Source organism: Desulfogranum japonicum DSM 18378, from assembly GCF_000429945.1.
GTDB lineage: Bacteria > Desulfobacterota > Desulfobulbia > Desulfobulbales > Desulfobulbaceae > Desulfogranum > Desulfogranum japonicum.
Genome location: NZ_AUCV01000002.1, coordinates 25,878 through 41,872 on the forward strand (window position 1 = coordinate 25,878; position 15,995 = coordinate 41,872).

The 15,995-nt window shown below is 44.8% G+C and carries 12 protein-coding genes; 10 read left to right on the forward strand and 2 right to left on the reverse strand.

Annotated elements, in window-relative coordinates:
* Positions 1 to 170: 170 nt before the first annotated feature.
* Complete coding sequence (locus tag G493_RS0102080; RefSeq protein ID WP_028579035.1) at positions 171 to 1,121, reverse strand: TRAP transporter substrate-binding protein; 951 nt, start codon at positions 1,119 to 1,121, stop codon at positions 171 to 173.
* 203 nt (positions 1,122 to 1,324) lie between these two features.
* Complete coding sequence (locus G493_RS0102085) at positions 1,325 to 2,026, reverse strand: GntR family transcriptional regulator (RefSeq protein WP_205623622.1); 702 nt, start codon at positions 2,024 to 2,026, stop codon at positions 1,325 to 1,327.
* 243 nt (positions 2,027 to 2,269) lie between these two features.
* On the opposite strand from G493_RS0102085, the gene uxuA reads away from it, so the two are divergent.
* The 10 genes from uxuA (at position 2,270) to G493_RS31685 (ending at position 15,970) form a co-directional block, all read left to right on the forward strand.
* Positions 2,270 to 3,487, forward strand: coding sequence for a mannonate dehydratase (uxuA, locus tag G493_RS0102090; RefSeq protein ID WP_028579037.1), 1,218 nt, complete (start codon positions 2,270 to 2,272; stop codon positions 3,485 to 3,487).
* 10 nt (positions 3,488 to 3,497) lie between these two features.
* A complete protein-coding gene (locus tag G493_RS0102095) occupies positions 3,498 to 4,961 on the forward strand; it encodes a mannitol dehydrogenase family protein (RefSeq protein WP_028579038.1) in 1,464 nt (487 codons plus the stop codon).
* A 457-nt stretch (positions 4,962 to 5,418) separates the two neighbouring features.
* Complete coding sequence (locus tag G493_RS0102105) at positions 5,419 to 5,982, forward strand: shikimate kinase (RefSeq protein WP_028579039.1); 564 nt, start codon at positions 5,419 to 5,421, stop codon at positions 5,980 to 5,982.
* A 375-nt stretch (positions 5,983 to 6,357) separates the two neighbouring features.
* On the forward strand, positions 6,358 to 6,819 hold the full coding sequence (locus tag G493_RS0102110) for a hypothetical protein (protein WP_028579040.1): 462 nt from the start codon (positions 6,358 to 6,360) through the stop codon (positions 6,817 to 6,819).
* Positions 6,820 to 7,871: 1,052 nt separating this feature from the next.
* Complete coding sequence (locus G493_RS27425; protein ID WP_051308944.1) at positions 7,872 to 8,315, forward strand: GNAT family N-acetyltransferase; 444 nt, start codon at positions 7,872 to 7,874, stop codon at positions 8,313 to 8,315.
* A gap of 102 nt (positions 8,316 to 8,417) precedes the next feature.
* On the forward strand, positions 8,418 to 8,954 hold the full coding sequence (hemG, locus tag G493_RS0102125; RefSeq protein WP_028579041.1) for a menaquinone-dependent protoporphyrinogen IX dehydrogenase: 537 nt from the start codon (positions 8,418 to 8,420) through the stop codon (positions 8,952 to 8,954).
* Between the two features lie 617 nt (positions 8,955 to 9,571).
* Positions 9,572 to 10,411 carry an HDOD domain-containing protein gene (locus tag G493_RS0102130; RefSeq protein ID WP_028579042.1) on the forward strand — a complete coding sequence of 280 codons (840 nt, stop codon included), beginning with the start codon at positions 9,572 to 9,574 and terminating at the stop codon, positions 10,409 to 10,411.
* A gap of 697 nt (positions 10,412 to 11,108) precedes the next feature.
* Positions 11,109 to 11,573, forward strand: coding sequence for an NADH-quinone oxidoreductase subunit NuoE (nuoE, locus tag G493_RS0102140; RefSeq protein WP_084813383.1), 465 nt, complete (start codon positions 11,109 to 11,111; stop codon positions 11,571 to 11,573).
* Positions 11,570 to 13,426 carry an NADH-quinone oxidoreductase subunit NuoF gene (gene nuoF, locus G493_RS0102145; RefSeq protein ID WP_028579044.1) on the forward strand — a complete coding sequence of 619 codons (1,857 nt, stop codon included), beginning with the start codon at positions 11,570 to 11,572 and terminating at the stop codon, positions 13,424 to 13,426. Before nuoE ends, nuoF begins: the two co-directional genes overlap by 4 nt.
* A 36-nt stretch (positions 13,427 to 13,462) precedes the next feature.
* On the forward strand, positions 13,463 to 15,970 hold the full coding sequence (locus G493_RS31685) for a sulfide/dihydroorotate dehydrogenase-like FAD/NAD-binding protein (protein ID WP_051308945.1): 2,508 nt from the start codon (positions 13,463 to 13,465) through the stop codon (positions 15,968 to 15,970).
* Positions 15,971 to 15,995: the final 25 nt, after the last annotated feature.

Sequence of the window (15,995 nt, forward strand, 5' to 3'; positions counted from 1 at the left end):
ACCCTGACCCGTTTCCATGACGAGGCCAAAATACTGTGTATAAACTGATATACCTGTGAAAGCATAGAGATGTACTTATTTGATTCTACAAAATAAAGAACCCTTGTACGGCTTAGTTTGAAAAAATATTGAAGCTGCACAACCTGCTTTGTGCAGCCTGTATTCAGTGTTTACTCGTTGAACAGTTTTTCAACGATTGGGCGGATTTCAGCTTTTACATTGGCAAGAACAGCATCTTTTGCTTTGGCGGCAAAAGCATCATTGTCAACGTCAACAAAGGTCATGCCTTTTGCTTCAAGTTCAGCGACCAGTTTTTGCTCGTCGGCGTTAAACAGTTCACGTTCGTAGGCCTGCGCACGTTTTCCTGCCTCCAGAACAGCCTTCTGGTCAGCCTCTGAAAGCTTGGACCAGGTGAGTTCTGAAATGGTCAGATAAATCCAGGAACGTACATGCTCGGTTTTGTTGATATATTTCTGTACTTCAAAGAAACTTGCAGATTTAATCAGGGCCAGAGGATTTTCCTGTGCGCCGATGGTGCCGTTCTGCAGCGAAGTAAACACTTCGGAAAATGCCATGGGAGTCGGCTGTGCACCAAGCGCTTTCCATACATCGACGAACAGGGGGACATTGGGAACACGCATTTTCAGGCCATTCAGGTCTGCAGGGGATTTTACAGGACGGTTGGAAGTAAGATTCCGCGGTCCGCGGGCAAAGTAGGCAACCGGACGGATACGAGCATTTGTGATGATCTGGGCTTCTATCTGTTTTCCAATTTCACCGCCGGCAACAGAGTCCATGTGCTCAATGGATTTGTATGCATAGGGAACTGCCAAAAGAGCAGCCATGGGAGCCCAGTTTTGCAGGCTTTCTCCTGTGATGGTCATGTCAGCGGTACCCAACTGCATGCCGTTAATGAGGTCCATTTCCTTACCAAGGGATTCGTTGGGGTATACCTCAACTGTGATGCGCCCGTTAGTTAATGCGGAAAGTTCTTCACCGAATTTGAGAGATGCTTTGTGCCAGATATTGTCCTCATTGGCCAGATGTCCGAGCTTCAGAGTCATCTCCGCAGCTGAAGCAGGCGTGGAAATAAGTACTACAGCGCACAGGGTCAGCAGCATTTTACCAGAACTTTGCAATAACTTCATAATTCCTCCTCGTGAAAAGTACAGTTGATGGGATAAGGCTTTTAGGATCGTAGAAAAATAGTATCCAATTCTGTTTTGGAGGGTATAATTTCCCTCGCCCTTTACCTTTCAATGCAGACAGAAGGACGAACCGGCAGGGGTACGTTGTACAGCGGCTGTCGCTTTTTAGTCTGCGGTTAACGCCCTCCTTTATCGATAAAGATTTCAGGTTGTTGTGAAATCAATACCGGTAAATCCTGTAAAACCACCTGCAAGTGTGAACGTATTGCTTTCCTCGCAAGGGTAGTGTCTCTCTCAGCAATGGCCTCAACAATGGATTCATGTTGATCAACCAGGGGCTGAATTGGTTTATGGTTGGATGCCAGGTAGCGGACACGGTCAAAATGGGCTTTGGTGCCGGCAATAAATTTCCAGACATTTCCTTTTCCGGCTAATTCTGAAAGGGTGCGATGAAACAGTTCATCGAGTTGTAGAAATTCTTCAAGTTGCTTTTCCTGTAAAAGGCGTTGCTGCTTAATTTGCGCCCGAAGAATGTCCACCATTTCATGAGACCTGTTTTTCACAAGCAGCTTAATGATATCCGCTTCAACAGCTTCCCTGATGAATCTGGCATCGTTCACTGCCTCTATGGAAATTTTTGTCACATATGTGCCACGCTGCGGGCGGACTTCAACCAACCCCTCATCGCGTAGTTTTATGAACGCCTCTCGAACCGGCTGACGACTTATTTTAAGGGTGCGAGATACCTCTGCTTCAGAAATCCTCATACCAGGTGCGAAATAACCGTGGATAATCTGATTTCTGATCAATTCATATGTCTGCAGGCCAACGCTTTTCCCTTCAGTTAAGAACCACTGTGTATTGTCTGTTAATATCACTTGACGACCTCCTTGTTGCGTTTTATAACATACTACCATACTAGTCAACAGAAAATCGGTTGTCTTGCTTTCTTCCTGAGGTATTTCATTTCGCTTCTGAGACGTTCAGGGATTTACGACCAGCTTTGTGTACATACCAAACCGATACTTGCTAATGTTCGTGTTGACTGGCTCCAGCTTAGAGCTGGAAGATTAATTCGGGCGCTCGCCCGTAATGCAAAAGAGCTCTAATGAGGTTATCCAATGAAACAAACATGGAGATGGTTTGGTCCCCCTGACAGGACATCGATAAATGACATTTTGCAGGCCGGTGCCGAGGGCATAGTTTCAGCTTTGCATCACATTGCACCAGGCGTTGTCTGGACCGTTGAGGAAATTGACAAACGTATTGAAGAAATAGGGCACATGGATGATGGCGAGCCATCAGGTTTACACTGGGATGTGGTCGAAAGCCTGCCTGTTTCAGAAGATATCAAGAAGCAGGCTGGTGACTGGCGTGAGCACATTGAAAATTACAAAATCAGCCTCAGAAATCTTGCTCAACGCAATATCGAGGTAATATGTTATAATTTCATGCCTGTGCTTGACTGGACACGTACCGATCTGAAGTATCGTATGTCCCATGGTGGGACTACCATGCGTTTTGATCTGATAGATTTTGCGGCGTTTGATATCCATCTGCTGCAACGGGATGGTGCGGTTGAAGCTTTTTCCAGTGAAATAGCAGAACATGCAGGCCGCCGTTTTAACCTCATGAGTGAACAAAAAAAACATGAGATCAGCAATAATGTTGCTTGCGGCCTGCCAGGCTCAACAGAATCTTTGACCTTGGAAGATATTCGACAGCATCTCGCTGAATACAACAACATCAGTTCAGATCAGTTGCGCCGCCATTTCATTGATTTTCTGTCAGAGGTGGCTCCGGTGGCAGAAGAGTTAGGCATGCGTTTGTGTTGTCATCCAGATGATCCTCCATTTCCCTTATTGGGATTACCGCGCATCATGTCAACGGAAGAGGATTACAAAACCATTATCCAAGCCGTTGATATGCCTGCTAACGGCATTACCCTTTGTGCCGGTTCTCTCGGAGCGCGTCCTGACAATGATCTCCCTGGTATGGTCGATAGATTGGGAGACCGGCTGCATTTTGTTCACCTGCGCAATGTGAAAAGAGAAACCCAGGGTATTCCTGCTTCCTTTCACGAGGCGGAGCATTTGGCTGGTGACACGGATATGGTAGCATTAACCAAAGCCGTGTTACAGGAGGAAAAACGTCGCAGGGAAATGGGTCGAAAAGATTGGAGTATTCCCATTCGCCCCGATCATGGCATGGACATTCTCGACGATCTTAAACGAAGTGGTCAGCCAGGATATCCCTCCATTGGAAGGCTGAAAGGGCTGGCTGAGTTGCGTGGTTTGATAACTGCGCTTTCATCCCTGGAAGACAAAGGTAACAGGTGAGGTGTGTTCCATGGATCGTCTAAAAGATACTATTGATATTCCTGCTAATGTGCAGGTTCCAGGTTACCAGAGGGAACAGCATGGTATAGGTATTGTTCACTTTGGTTTGGGTGCCTTTCATCGAGGACACATGGCCGTGTATACCGACGATGTTTTAGCCGATAAAGGTGGTGATTGGAGTATTGTCGGTGTCAGTCTGCGTAGCCCTGGTGCACGCGATCGTCTCTTGCCGCAACACTGTCTCTATACACTGGTCGAACGTGGTGTAGAGGGTGAAAAGCATCGTATTATAGGGAGTGTGAAAAACGTGCTTGTTGCCCCTGAAAATCCTGAGGCCGTATTGCAGCAGCTCTGTGATCCCAAGGTGCATATTATTTCATTTACCATTACGGAAAAAGGGTATTTGCGGGATGCTGCAACCGGAGAGCTGCTCCGTGGGCATCCTGATATCCAACATGATCTCGTCCACCCGGAACAGCCACGCACCATGCATGGATTTATCACCGAAGCCCTGGCCAGGCGCAAACAGGCAGGTTTTGCACCTGTAACTTTGCTGTGCTGTGATAATCTTCCGGAAAATGGGGTATCATTACGGAAGGCTGTATGTGGCTTTGCACGGTTACGTGATCAGAAGCTGGCAGACTGGATCGAAGCTTCCATTGCTTTTCCCTGCACCATGGTAGATCGCATTGTTCCTGCAACCACAGCATCCGACATTGAGCAGACATCGCTTGCGCTTGGCAGGTATGATGCCGCACCTGTTATCTGTGAACCATTCTGCCAATGGGTAATAGAGAACAATTTTTCTTCACCCAGACCTGTCTGGGAAGCGTTTGGAGCAACCCTGGTGCAGGATGTGGCGCCATATGAAGACATGAAACTGCGCCTGCTGAACTGTTCCCATTCCGCCATGGCTTACTTGGGATATTTAAGTGGTATAGAAACCATAGACCAAGTTATCATCACTCCTGTATTTAAAAATTTTGTAGTGCAGTTAATGCAGGAAGTGTTACCGACATTGGATATGCCTGAAGGCGTTGATCTTCAAGAATATTGTGCAGCTTTGATTGAGCGGTTCCGTAATCCAAGCCTGAAACATCGGACCTGGCAGATAGCCATGGATGGTTCCCAGAAAATTCCCCAAAGGATATTGAGCACCATCAGGGCGTTAAAGGCTGCAGGAAAGCCATACACCTGCCTGGCTATGTCGGTTGCCGGTTGGCTTCGCTATGTGACAGCAATTGATGAACACGGAAACTCCATTGAGGTCAGCGACCCAATGGCTGAACAACTGTGCCGCATCGCTGAACAAAACAAAGATAATCTTCAAAACTATGTGCAGGAGATAGTGAAGATGGCAGATATCTTTGGCCCTGATCTGGCCAGTGACGCTGCCTTTCAAGATACCATTCACAATTGTCTGCAAACCATTTACGATCTGGGTGCTCAGGGCGCAGTTGGTTCGCTTCTTTAGGGAGGGGATATGTATTTAAAAGGCATTATTCTCCCATTTTTAATCTAATTCTCATCAATCCAGGCCAGCCCGAAAGAGTAAAGGAGGGGATTACCGAATACCGATGCAACGGACTTTAATATAGTTCCTATAAATAGGAAACATGTTAAGGCCGGGCTTGGTAAGCATGATTATGACTGCTAGGAATAAGGTTAAGTCATCAGCAATTGTACTCTTCGTAATTCTTTTTTTAAGGTATCCCCTATTCAGATATGGGTTACCAATCCTGAAAGAACGTTTATGATTTGAAAAGCATCAAGATTGCCGGGAACAATATCAAGCGAGTCAGGCATCGGCAACTACTCAGGATTTTCCTAGTGACAAATGACAGACTATCTTTTAGGAGGTAAATTGAACTAAGTAAGAACCGCTCAGTTCAACTGTCTAAATACTATTGAGTAAAAAAAAGAGAATACAAATGCGAATATTTCTGACGGGTGTCAGTTGCGTTGGGAAGACGACAATTGGCAATAAAATGGCGAAACTCTTGGGCGTTAACTTCTTCGATTTGGATGAAGAGATAGAGAATTTTTTCAATACAAGCATTGAACGACTTCAGCATAAATTCCTTACGATTTGTTCTTTTCGCAATGAGGCTGCAAAAGCTTTGTTGGATTTATTGAACAGACCTGAGAGTAAAAGATGTGTAGTGGCATTGCCGCCAAGCGGATTAATGGGGGGATACTTGAGGGTGGTAAAGAAAGTCGGGTGTACCACAGTGGTGCTAACTGACAAGCCGGAGAATATATTGGATAGAATTAGCTTCTATGACTTGGACTCCCGCCTTATTGAGAAAAAACTGACGCCCAAAGAGAAAAAATTGTATTTGAAAGAGATTAAGAAAGACATTACTTACTTCGGTAAAAGCTACCATCGTGCCAACCTTCAGGTTGATATTTCTGGCTTTGATGCAGAGCATGCAGCAAGTAAAGTCATAGAGGTTATTAAAAAGTTTGATAATACAATAATATCAGATACATAAAAAGTAAAATCGCGAAATCAGCTGAACACTGATGAAGCGTAGCATCGGTTTGCGCATCGTTCGATGAAAAAACAGGGTCTTTGTCATAGTTGCGGAACAATGCATCTTCCCAAGCCTTGGCGGAAAAATGATTTCATTTCGCCCAAACCCTTCTCGTTATGGGCAAAAGGGATTTGGGTGAAATGAAATCATATACCAAGATATAGCACCAGGTATTCTCAAGAAATACATCATGAAGAAATCGCGACCTAACTTGTTGGCTTATCGTTTATAAACATCAATACGAGTAGGTGCCCTTTCTGCAACTATGATAAAGACCCAAAATTTAGTGGACGCAAAGACCGAGCCCCTTGTTTTTGCATATCGAGGTACAAAATGTACACTGAATTGACTTCTCTTAAAGCAGATTACATCAAGAGCATGGTGAGTAAAATCCCTGATGATCTACCGGAACTGAAGAACGAGATAGCAGAGTTCGTTACTTATCCAGACGTGGCGACATGGGGTGTCAATTGGTCAGGGGATAACATAAATTTATTACCAGAGGAGTCAGATCCTGAATACATCTATATCGGGTTTAACAATTATGGCGACAGGATCGCAGTGGTGAAAGCAAACGGCAACGTGGTATATATCAACCATGATTACGATAACCCTCTCAAATACATGAATCGGGACGCGGTCTCTCTGTTCAGGTCGATTTGTGCATACACATCGGAGAGACTTACTCATGATAAGCGCTTGGCAAAGTCAATGGGCGTGATCGATCCGGAAGCTTATCGGCAAGGTTACTGGTGGCACCAAGAGCATGTTGCTTTGTCTGCGGACAAAGGCTAAGGTTGCCACTTTTAATCTCAATTATTGGTTTGCTTCCCCCAGCCTTAGATTACTCCGCACCTCTGCTATTGCTGAATTCATTGTTCTTATTGGGAATTGGTTCCTGGTGTATCGCTTATTGTGCTACTCCGTTTATCTTTATTTCGCGATTAACCTCTTTACACTCTCTAAGCCAAGCCTTCCTCACCTCTCGGTCTGATGACAGCATTTGGGTATTGTCTTTGCAATCAATTTTTGGAGCACAAGCCGATAATAAAGAGAGAAATGCTGTGAAAATAATCAGGTGGTTTATGGTAAATATGTTCATTGGACCTATTTGGGTATCCTGGCGATTGTGAATTGTTGGATGAAAAAACTATTCCTAAGAGACGAAATGATTCTGTAAAAGCTAGAATCGTGTTGAGTTACAGACCAATGGAAAATATCTTCAGGATTGTGTTGGAAGAGACAATCAAGCAGAAGTAGAATTTGCAGAAAATCATTGAAGCCCGTAACCTGATATTACTTCTGATATCATCTTAATGCCACTGAATCAGGCATGCAGCAAATAAAAGAAGAGGGAATCATGAAAACTACCGAGGGAGACCTGATACAGAAAGCCATTAAAAGGGATTTCGATCTCATCGATCATGGGGTAATGGCTTCTGAGTAATGGGGTGGGAATCAGGGAATCGCATGGGTAATATCAGCCAAACAATATCTTAGATCGTAAGGGCTGTTTTATGCGGCAGTGACGGAAGGTATGGCTATTTCATTATCTCGCAGTATCTAAAACTCTCAGAAAGAAGGAGATTGGCAGAGCTTTAGTTGTGAGGAGTGCATTCATTTTTTACAACGTAGGCATGTCCTGATTATGGTTCGTGAGAACAACGAGATCGGTAATGCATTTTGGAGTCACTTGGAGTTTCAGAATGCAGACTGGGTTGCGGTTAAATTTTTCAAGGCCAAATGAAAGGTTAGCCTGGAGGTAAAACACACCTTGGTTTAGAGCGATGAGAACAAGTGCATCATACTATGCAGCATCACCTTATGAGGAAATCTAACAAGTAAAAATGGCGTACTGGTACTTAAGACCTGCCACAGAGCAAGATATTGATTTTATATATGATTTGAGAATCAAAACAATGAAATCATATTTTGAGGGAACAATTGGTTGGAAAGCTGGGGATCAATATAAATTTGCTTCTGATTATTTAGCTGAAGCAAGCATTATTTGCTATGAAAAGAAAATGATCGGTGTGATGAAAGTGCTGAAACATAATGATTATATCGAGTTGCATCAAATTCAAATTCTTCCAGAACATCAGAACAATGGCATAGGGAAGGCGTTGATTCAAAGTGTGATTACATCTTCAGATAATTGCAACTTACCGATAAAACTCATGGTATTAAAAAATAGTCCTGCGCGTAGATTATATGAAAATTTGGGTTTTAAGACCACCAAAGTGTTTAAATATAATCAGGAAATGACAAGGCTATCATCAGAAATATTGTGAAAAACATGACGGGAGTGGAGAGAATCGTCACAGATTGCTATTCCATAGTCCCTGACATATTGAGTAAATTGGAAATTAACAGAACGAAACGAAAGGAGGCGAATGTCTGAAATCTTGATTGTTTATGCAACAACAGACGGACATACATTTGATATTGCTCTTCGAATTCGGCAGTTGAGCGAACAGCAAGGTCATCGAGTAACAATGGCTTCTATTAGAGATGAGGCCAATATTAACCTGAATTTATTTGATAAAATAGTTGTTGGGGCAAGTATCCGCTACGGAAAACATGGTGTTCAGGTTTATAGATTTGTGAAAAAATATCAGGGCATTCTGGAAAACAAACAGAGCGCCTTCTTTTCGGTAAATCTAGTTGCCCGCAAGCCAGAGAAAAGCCAACCTGAAACAAATCCATATGTACAAAAGTTTCTAAAGCAAATTCAGTGGGTACCGCAGGAGTTAGCAGTCTTCGCTGGAAAGTTAGATTATCCTAGATATCGTTTTTGGGACAGGCAGATGATAAGGTTAATAATGTGGATGACAAAAGGGCCTACCACCCCTCAGGCAGTGATTGATTTTACTGATTGGAAACAGGTTGAGGCCTTTGGGCTTCTCGTGGGCAAAATGAAAAACGTATAACAAATACAAGGGTAACTGCATGTAGCGCACTTAATTTTGCCACGAGTATGCTGGTTTACGTATGATTTGATCTTCTACGAACGCCACAGGCAATCTGTAATCAGTTATACATTCTGAAGACCTTCAAGGTTATCCGTCTAGCCGTTGAGTAGTTAGATCAGTGAAATTGTTGTATCCATTTTGACTGTAAAAGGAACTGTTTGGATTTAGAATTTTCCTCTGGCAAAGAAGCCTCTCTGCCACAGAGTTTTTTCTCTACTCTCAGAATTCTCGAATTTCTTTGTGTTTTGCGCTATTCTGAATACAGAAACCGGGTGTGAAGGTTGTGAGAGCTGGAAAAAATTATGCTAGGAATCTGTCGGAGAAAGCTCTTTTTCCCCGATAGCTTTGTTGTCTTTTAAAATTTTATCCTCGGAGGTAGCGAAGACTCCAATATCAGGCATATGCCTATGGGAAAATCTTGAAGACACCTCGGAATCTTCGCTTATCTGCTTTCAGACGAAAATCATCATGTGTTGATAGGCGTTATATTAATCATTGGATAGAGCTGGGAGGGATATACGCTTTTCAGATCGAATTTACCAGGGACCATCAATTATCTCTTCAGGAAGTACTGCATGGGGAACCAGAACACCTTTTTATCTACATTAGATCGATTGATCTCCTCCGAACAGCTCAGTTTGCCTGCATTCAGTCCCGTCTTATTACGGGTTCAGCAGGAACTCGTAAAAAAGGATCCGGATCTCCAGAAAGTTTCCAAGCTTATAAGTGGTGATCAGGCGCTTTCTGGAAATGTTATCAAAATCGCCAATTCAGCAATGTACAGAGGATTTTCTCCTGTAACCAATACAAAGGCCGCAGTTGTTCGGTTGGGACTGTCAGAGGTTGGCAGGATTGTTTTTACTGATATCAATCAAAAAATGTTTCGCTCCAGGGATCCTAAACTAAATATACTTATGAAAAAATTATGGCAGCATTCCCTTGGGTGCGCCTTTGCAGCCGGAATGCTTTCCCAGAGCCTTGATTTCGGGGTAATGCAGAATCAGGCTTTTTCAGCCGGATTATTTCATGATATAGGCAAATTAATCATTTTGAGGGTAATTGATGAAAAGAAACGAAAAAATAAGGCACTTGTCGTTCCGCAAGATCTTGTTATTGAAGCCATGCAGAAACTGCATATGAAATATGGAGCTAACCTGCTGCAGAACATACAACTTCCAGAAGTCTTTGCTGTAATAGCTCGAGATCATCATCATGAAGAGTTCGATGCTCAAAACTACACCCTTGTTCTAGTACGTATGGCAAACCATATCTGCCATGCTATGGGAATCGGGCTGGTGCATAACCCTTCGCTCCTTTTGCTTCACCAGCCTGAAGCGAAGGTTTTGGAGGTAAGTCATGCTGAGTTGGATCAGGTGCAAAAATTTTTGGAAACAGCTACAGGTGTTTTTGAGTAATGAAAGGGCTGTTCTGCTGATATCCACCTATTTCACGACTAAGCAGATATTTTCGCTATTTTTTTAGCTTATACTTAATTATCCTTAAAAATTTCAATCCTATAACTCCATCGGATTTCAACTTATCAGAAAGCTATTCAGGCAGCCTTGTACGATTCAAAACCGAATCATTTTTTATATACAGGTATTTTGCTTCTTGTTGAATTTTGGATTCCTTGGTAGTTTGTCCCAGATTTTTCCCCTTTTAGCCCGCATCTCTCATGCTTTTTTGAAAATTATGCAAACAGATTGCGTGTCCATGGCATGTTGTCTACGTGAAGGGTCGTTTTTTCATATTCAAAAAAGTCAGCTTTTAGGGTGAGTGCATTTTGCTGTATCAGCATAGTTAATGTGCACACATAGCTATTACGGTTTTCATACCCGGTGGCTTATGTATTACAGCAAATATGCCAATGTGAGAAATACTGGCTAGATTTCAGACATCCATCCAGACCACCATCAATGCCGTATCGTTTGACCTGTAGAAGCTCTCTTCACTGCATTTCAGCGATGTAACGTTGTAATGGTTTCAAAGATCTACCGAAATTATCGGGAAGAATTGCGCCGTTTAAGTGTTATGGTTCAACGTGCTGATAATGCAGATGTTTTTTATTTTACGTAAGATCTGTATTATTTTGAGAATATAGAGGAGTGACCTATGCCGGGACAATCAACAGATTCATCTCTTATTTCTTTACTGGCAGAGTATGGCAAGGAAAGGGAAAATCTGATTCCGTTACTGCAGGAAGTGCAGGAACGTTTTCAATTTCTTTCTCCTGAAGCCGTACGTGCTGTTGCAGATCACCTGGATCTTTCTGAAAACGATGTATATGGCGTAGCTACATTTTATGCCCAGTTTCGTTTTGTTCCTCCAGGTTTGCATCATATTAAAGTGTGCGAAGGAACAGCTTGCCATGTCCGTGGAAGCGATCACATTTTGGAAGCTGTGGAGCGCAGTATCGGTATTAAACCAGGCCAGACAAGCGAAGACGGGTCTTACAGTCTGGAGAGGGTTGCCTGTTTTGGTTCATGTGCCTTGGCTCCTGTTGTTGTGGTTGACGATAAGGTTCATGGACGCATGACAGGCAACAAAACACAAAAGCTCATTGAGGAAGAAGAATGAGTTTCCAGACCATACAACAGCAGGCAAAAACAGAGTGGGAATTATTTGATCGTCCCGACCGGTTTCGTATCCTTGTTGGCTCTGCAACCTGTGGCAGGGCAGCCGGCTCCCAGGAAGTTATTGAGAAGTTCAGAGAAGAGCTTGCCAATCGACATCTTCTGGCGGAAACAGACATTTATGAAGTGGGCTGTCTTGGCCTTTGTTACGCTGAAGTGCTTGTCGAAATACAGGGAAAAGATGGCAGGCGTATTCTATATCAAAGCGTGGAACCCAGGCGCGTGGCTGATCTGATAGATGCACAGCTTGTTCAGGGCGGAATATATGAACCCCTTGCCATGGCATGTACTCAGAGCGAAACAGATACGAGCATTCCAGCATTTTCAGATCTGGAAATCATGCAATCGCAGGTTCGTATTGTGTTACGAAACTGTGGTATTATCGACCCGACCAATGTTGAACATTACATCGCACGTGGCGGTTATAGTGGTTTAGCCAGAGCCTTGCAGATGTCAGCAGATCAGGTGATTGAAGAAATTCAGCAGTCCGGTTTACGTGGTCGAGGAGGTGCAGGATTTCCCACTGGCATGAAATGGAGTTTTGCCCGGCGTACTGAAAGTGATCGGAAATATGTAATCTGTAACGCAGATGAGGGCGACCCGGGTGCTTTTATGGATCGTTCCGTACTTGAGGGTGATCCCCATGCTGTCCTTGAAGGCTTGCTCGTTGCCGGATATGCCATCGGAGCTGATACTGGCTACGTCTACTGTCGGGCTGAGTACCCTCTTGCCATTGAACGGCTGCAGCAGGCCATAGTCCAGATGCATGAAAAAGGTTTGCTTGGTGCAAATATTCTTGGCTCAAACTTTTCATTCAGCATCAAAATCAAAAAGGGCGCAGGAGCTTTTGTCTGTGGTGAAGAAACGTCCCTTATGCAGTCCATTGAAGGGAAACGTGGGATGCCCAGATCAAAACCACCGTTTCCTGCTGTTTCCGGTTTATTTGAAAAGCCTACAAATATTAATAATGTGGAAACACTGGCTGCGGTATCTGCCATCATGGAAAAAGGCGCAGCCTGGTATGCAGGATATGGTACTGAAAAGAGCCGGGGTACAAAAACATTCGCCCTGGCAGGCAAAATTACGCGTACCGGACTTATAGAAGTACCCATGGGCATATCTTTGCGAACAATTATCGAAGATATTGGCGGTGGAGTATTGGATGGAAAGACGTTCAAGGCTGTGCAGACAGGGGGCCCGTCCGGTGGATGTATCCCCGCACAGTACATTGATCTTCCCGTGGACTATGAGCATCTTGCAGAGGTCGGATCTATTATGGGGTCCGGCGGTATGATTGTTATTGATGAAGCATCCTGTATGGTCGATATGGCCCGCTATTTTCTGACATTTACGGAAAATGAATCCTGTGGGAAGTGTGTGCCTTGCCGTATGGGGACCCAACATCTGCTTAACATCCTTACTGATATAACCCAGGGAAAAGGTAAACCTGAACATCTGGATACGTTACGAAAGATTGGCGCAACCATGAAAAACGGTTCGCTGTGCGGACTCGGTCAGACAGCGGCAAATCCAGTACTGACCACTCTGACCCATTATGAGGATGAATACCTAGAACACATTGACAATTTAAAATGCCCGGCTGGAGCCTGCAGATCATTGATTCATTTTTCCATTGATGCAGCACAGTGTACCGGTTGCGGGGCATGTTCCCGTGCGTGTCCTGTAGATGCCATCAGCGGAACAAGGAAAGAACCGCATGCTATTGATCAGCAGACCTGTATCTGTTGCGGTTCCTGTAGAGATGCCTGTAAATTTGAGGCAGTGCTCGTCAGCTGACAGTGATGAAGCGCTCGTGTGTATCAAGGAGATGAAATGAGTATAATCAGTTTGACCATAGATGGCCTCGATATCGAGGTTCAGGAAGGCACTACAGTTCTCCAGGCTGCCCGTAAAGCAGGTCTTTCCATACCCACCATATGCGACCACAAAGATTTGAGTCCTTACGGAGCCTGTCGTATGTGTGTGGTGGAAATAGAAGGGGTGCGTGGCTTTCCAACTTCCTGTACGACTCCGGTTACGCCTGGCATGCAGGTTACAACACAGTCCGAGCAGTTAAGCACCTTACGGAACTGTACTCTTGAATTGATGTTTTCAGGGCATCCTAACAGCTGTCTGAAATGTCCCCATCGTGAATTATGCGAGGAGGAACGTCCTCAGGCAACTAAAGCCGCCCGCACCACCAGGTGTGGTTTTTGTGCAAACAGGGATGAGTGTGAACTGCGTGAAATGGCTCTTGACTCAGGTCTGAATGAATTAGATCTTCCAACCATATATTCTGCGCATAAGCTGGAGCGTGACGATCCGTTTATGGACAGAGATTATAACCTCTGTGTGCTTTGCGGCAGGTGCTGGAGGATTTGTGAGAAAATTCACGGCAAACCTGCAATAAACATTATACATCGAGGGAAATGGGCAAGAATTGGTACGGCATTTGACAAAAGTCATCTGGATTCTGGATGCGTCTTCTGCGGTGCCTGTGTCGATATTTGCCCCACCGGTACCCTGACAGACCGTTTTGCCCGCTGGCAGGGTAAACCTGATCAGAGTGTGGCAACAACCTGTCAGTTATGTCCCCAGGGGTGTTCAGTGCAGGCACAAAGTAAAGACGGACAGTTGCAGGCCTATACCATGCCAGGGTTTGATAAGGAAGATCGTTTGTGTCTGTTAGGCCGTTTTGGTGCTGCTCAGATTCTCAGCTCCAGTAAACGGATTACTCGGCCGCTGGTACGTGAAGGAGATGATCTCATTCCTGTTGACTGGGATTATGCATATCAAACAATCTCTCAAGGACTGCTCGACGCCAATGGCACAACCGTGTTCCTGATCAGTGAAACCACTTCCAGGGAAGAGAGGTACCTGTATGCTCGACTTGCTTCCAGTGTTCAAGGTCTGCTACTTTCCTGTACTACAGAAGCTGGCCCTGATGATCCCAAAATTCAAGAGCTGGCGGCATCCATTGAACAGGGTAAAGTCAAGGCCGTGGTTACCAACGGCTTTTTCATCAGCAAGGAAATTCTGAACAAGACTGCTTTTTCACTGGTCATTGACTGCATGGAGTCAGAATTACTGGAAACGGCACAGGCCGTACTTCCTGCTGCAGTTCTTTGCGAAACCCAGGGCTCTTATCGCTCTGCCGATGGAACAGTGAAACAATTGCGTCAATGTTCACAAGCTCCTGGGGATGCCCGGCCGGAATGGCAGATTGTCTGTTCACTTGCTCAAAGCCTTGGCAAAGAGGGTTTTGAATTTGATGTACTTGATGCTGTTACACGGTTAGTAGACAATGATGCGCCACCAGCTGCATTGGAAAAAGATCCGCGTGAAAACAGCCGCGAAATAGTTACTCGTTTCAGAGGGCATTACGTAGCTGATATTGTTCCAAGCCTTGCTGCTTTCGATGTACCGGTAACACTTGCCAACGATGCAGGCGACGGACGTAAGAAAGGATTTGCCCTCCTTGAAAAACAGGAGATTGTACCCAATATGCATTTTCTTACCATAGAGGCCCCGCAGGTTGCCAGGTTTGCCCAGCCCGGTCAATTTGCAATTCTCATGGCACGGGAAACTTCTGAACGCTCTCCTTTTACACTGGTCGACTGGGATAAGGAACAAGGAACCATTTCCCTGGTCATTGAGGAGGTCGGTCGCTCCAGCCGAGAACTCGCATCGCTTCGCGCAGGCGAACACATCGCCCATGTGAGCGGTCCTCTCGGGTTACCCATGACCATAGAAAATACAGGTACTGTCTTTCTTGGCGGAGGCTGTTATGGCATAGGCGCCATATATCCTCTGGCCAGGGCCTTCAAGGAGGCCGGCAATAGAGTGATCTGTGCAATTGAGGCAGCATCGTCCTATCTGCTGTATCGCCAGGATGAACTGGCTGAGGTGTGTGACCATCTCCTTGTCGGCACTAAAGACGGTAGCCTCGGGATTCACGGAGGAATAGCGGAAATTGTGTCAGCTATTTCTAAACAGGAACAGATTGATCAATGTGTCATTATTGGCTGTACGTTTATGATGCGCATGGTCACGAAGCTTACCAAATCCCTGAACATTCCCACCCAGGTCGCTTTAAACCCCATTATGGTCGATGGTACTGGCATGTGTGGCGCCTGTCGTGTGTCCATTGATAATCAGACCCAATTCGCATGCGTTGATGGCCCGATATTTGATGGCCACAGCGTAGATTGGGATGAACTGGCCTTACGTCGTTCTGCTTATCGACGTCAGGAAGTTCAGGCGCTTCCCCAGACTGTGGATTTAAATGCCCTCATGCATTCCCATTCCGGTGGGTGCGGGTGTGGCCGAAAAAACGATTAATGTATGCTCTAAAAAATGGTTTCCC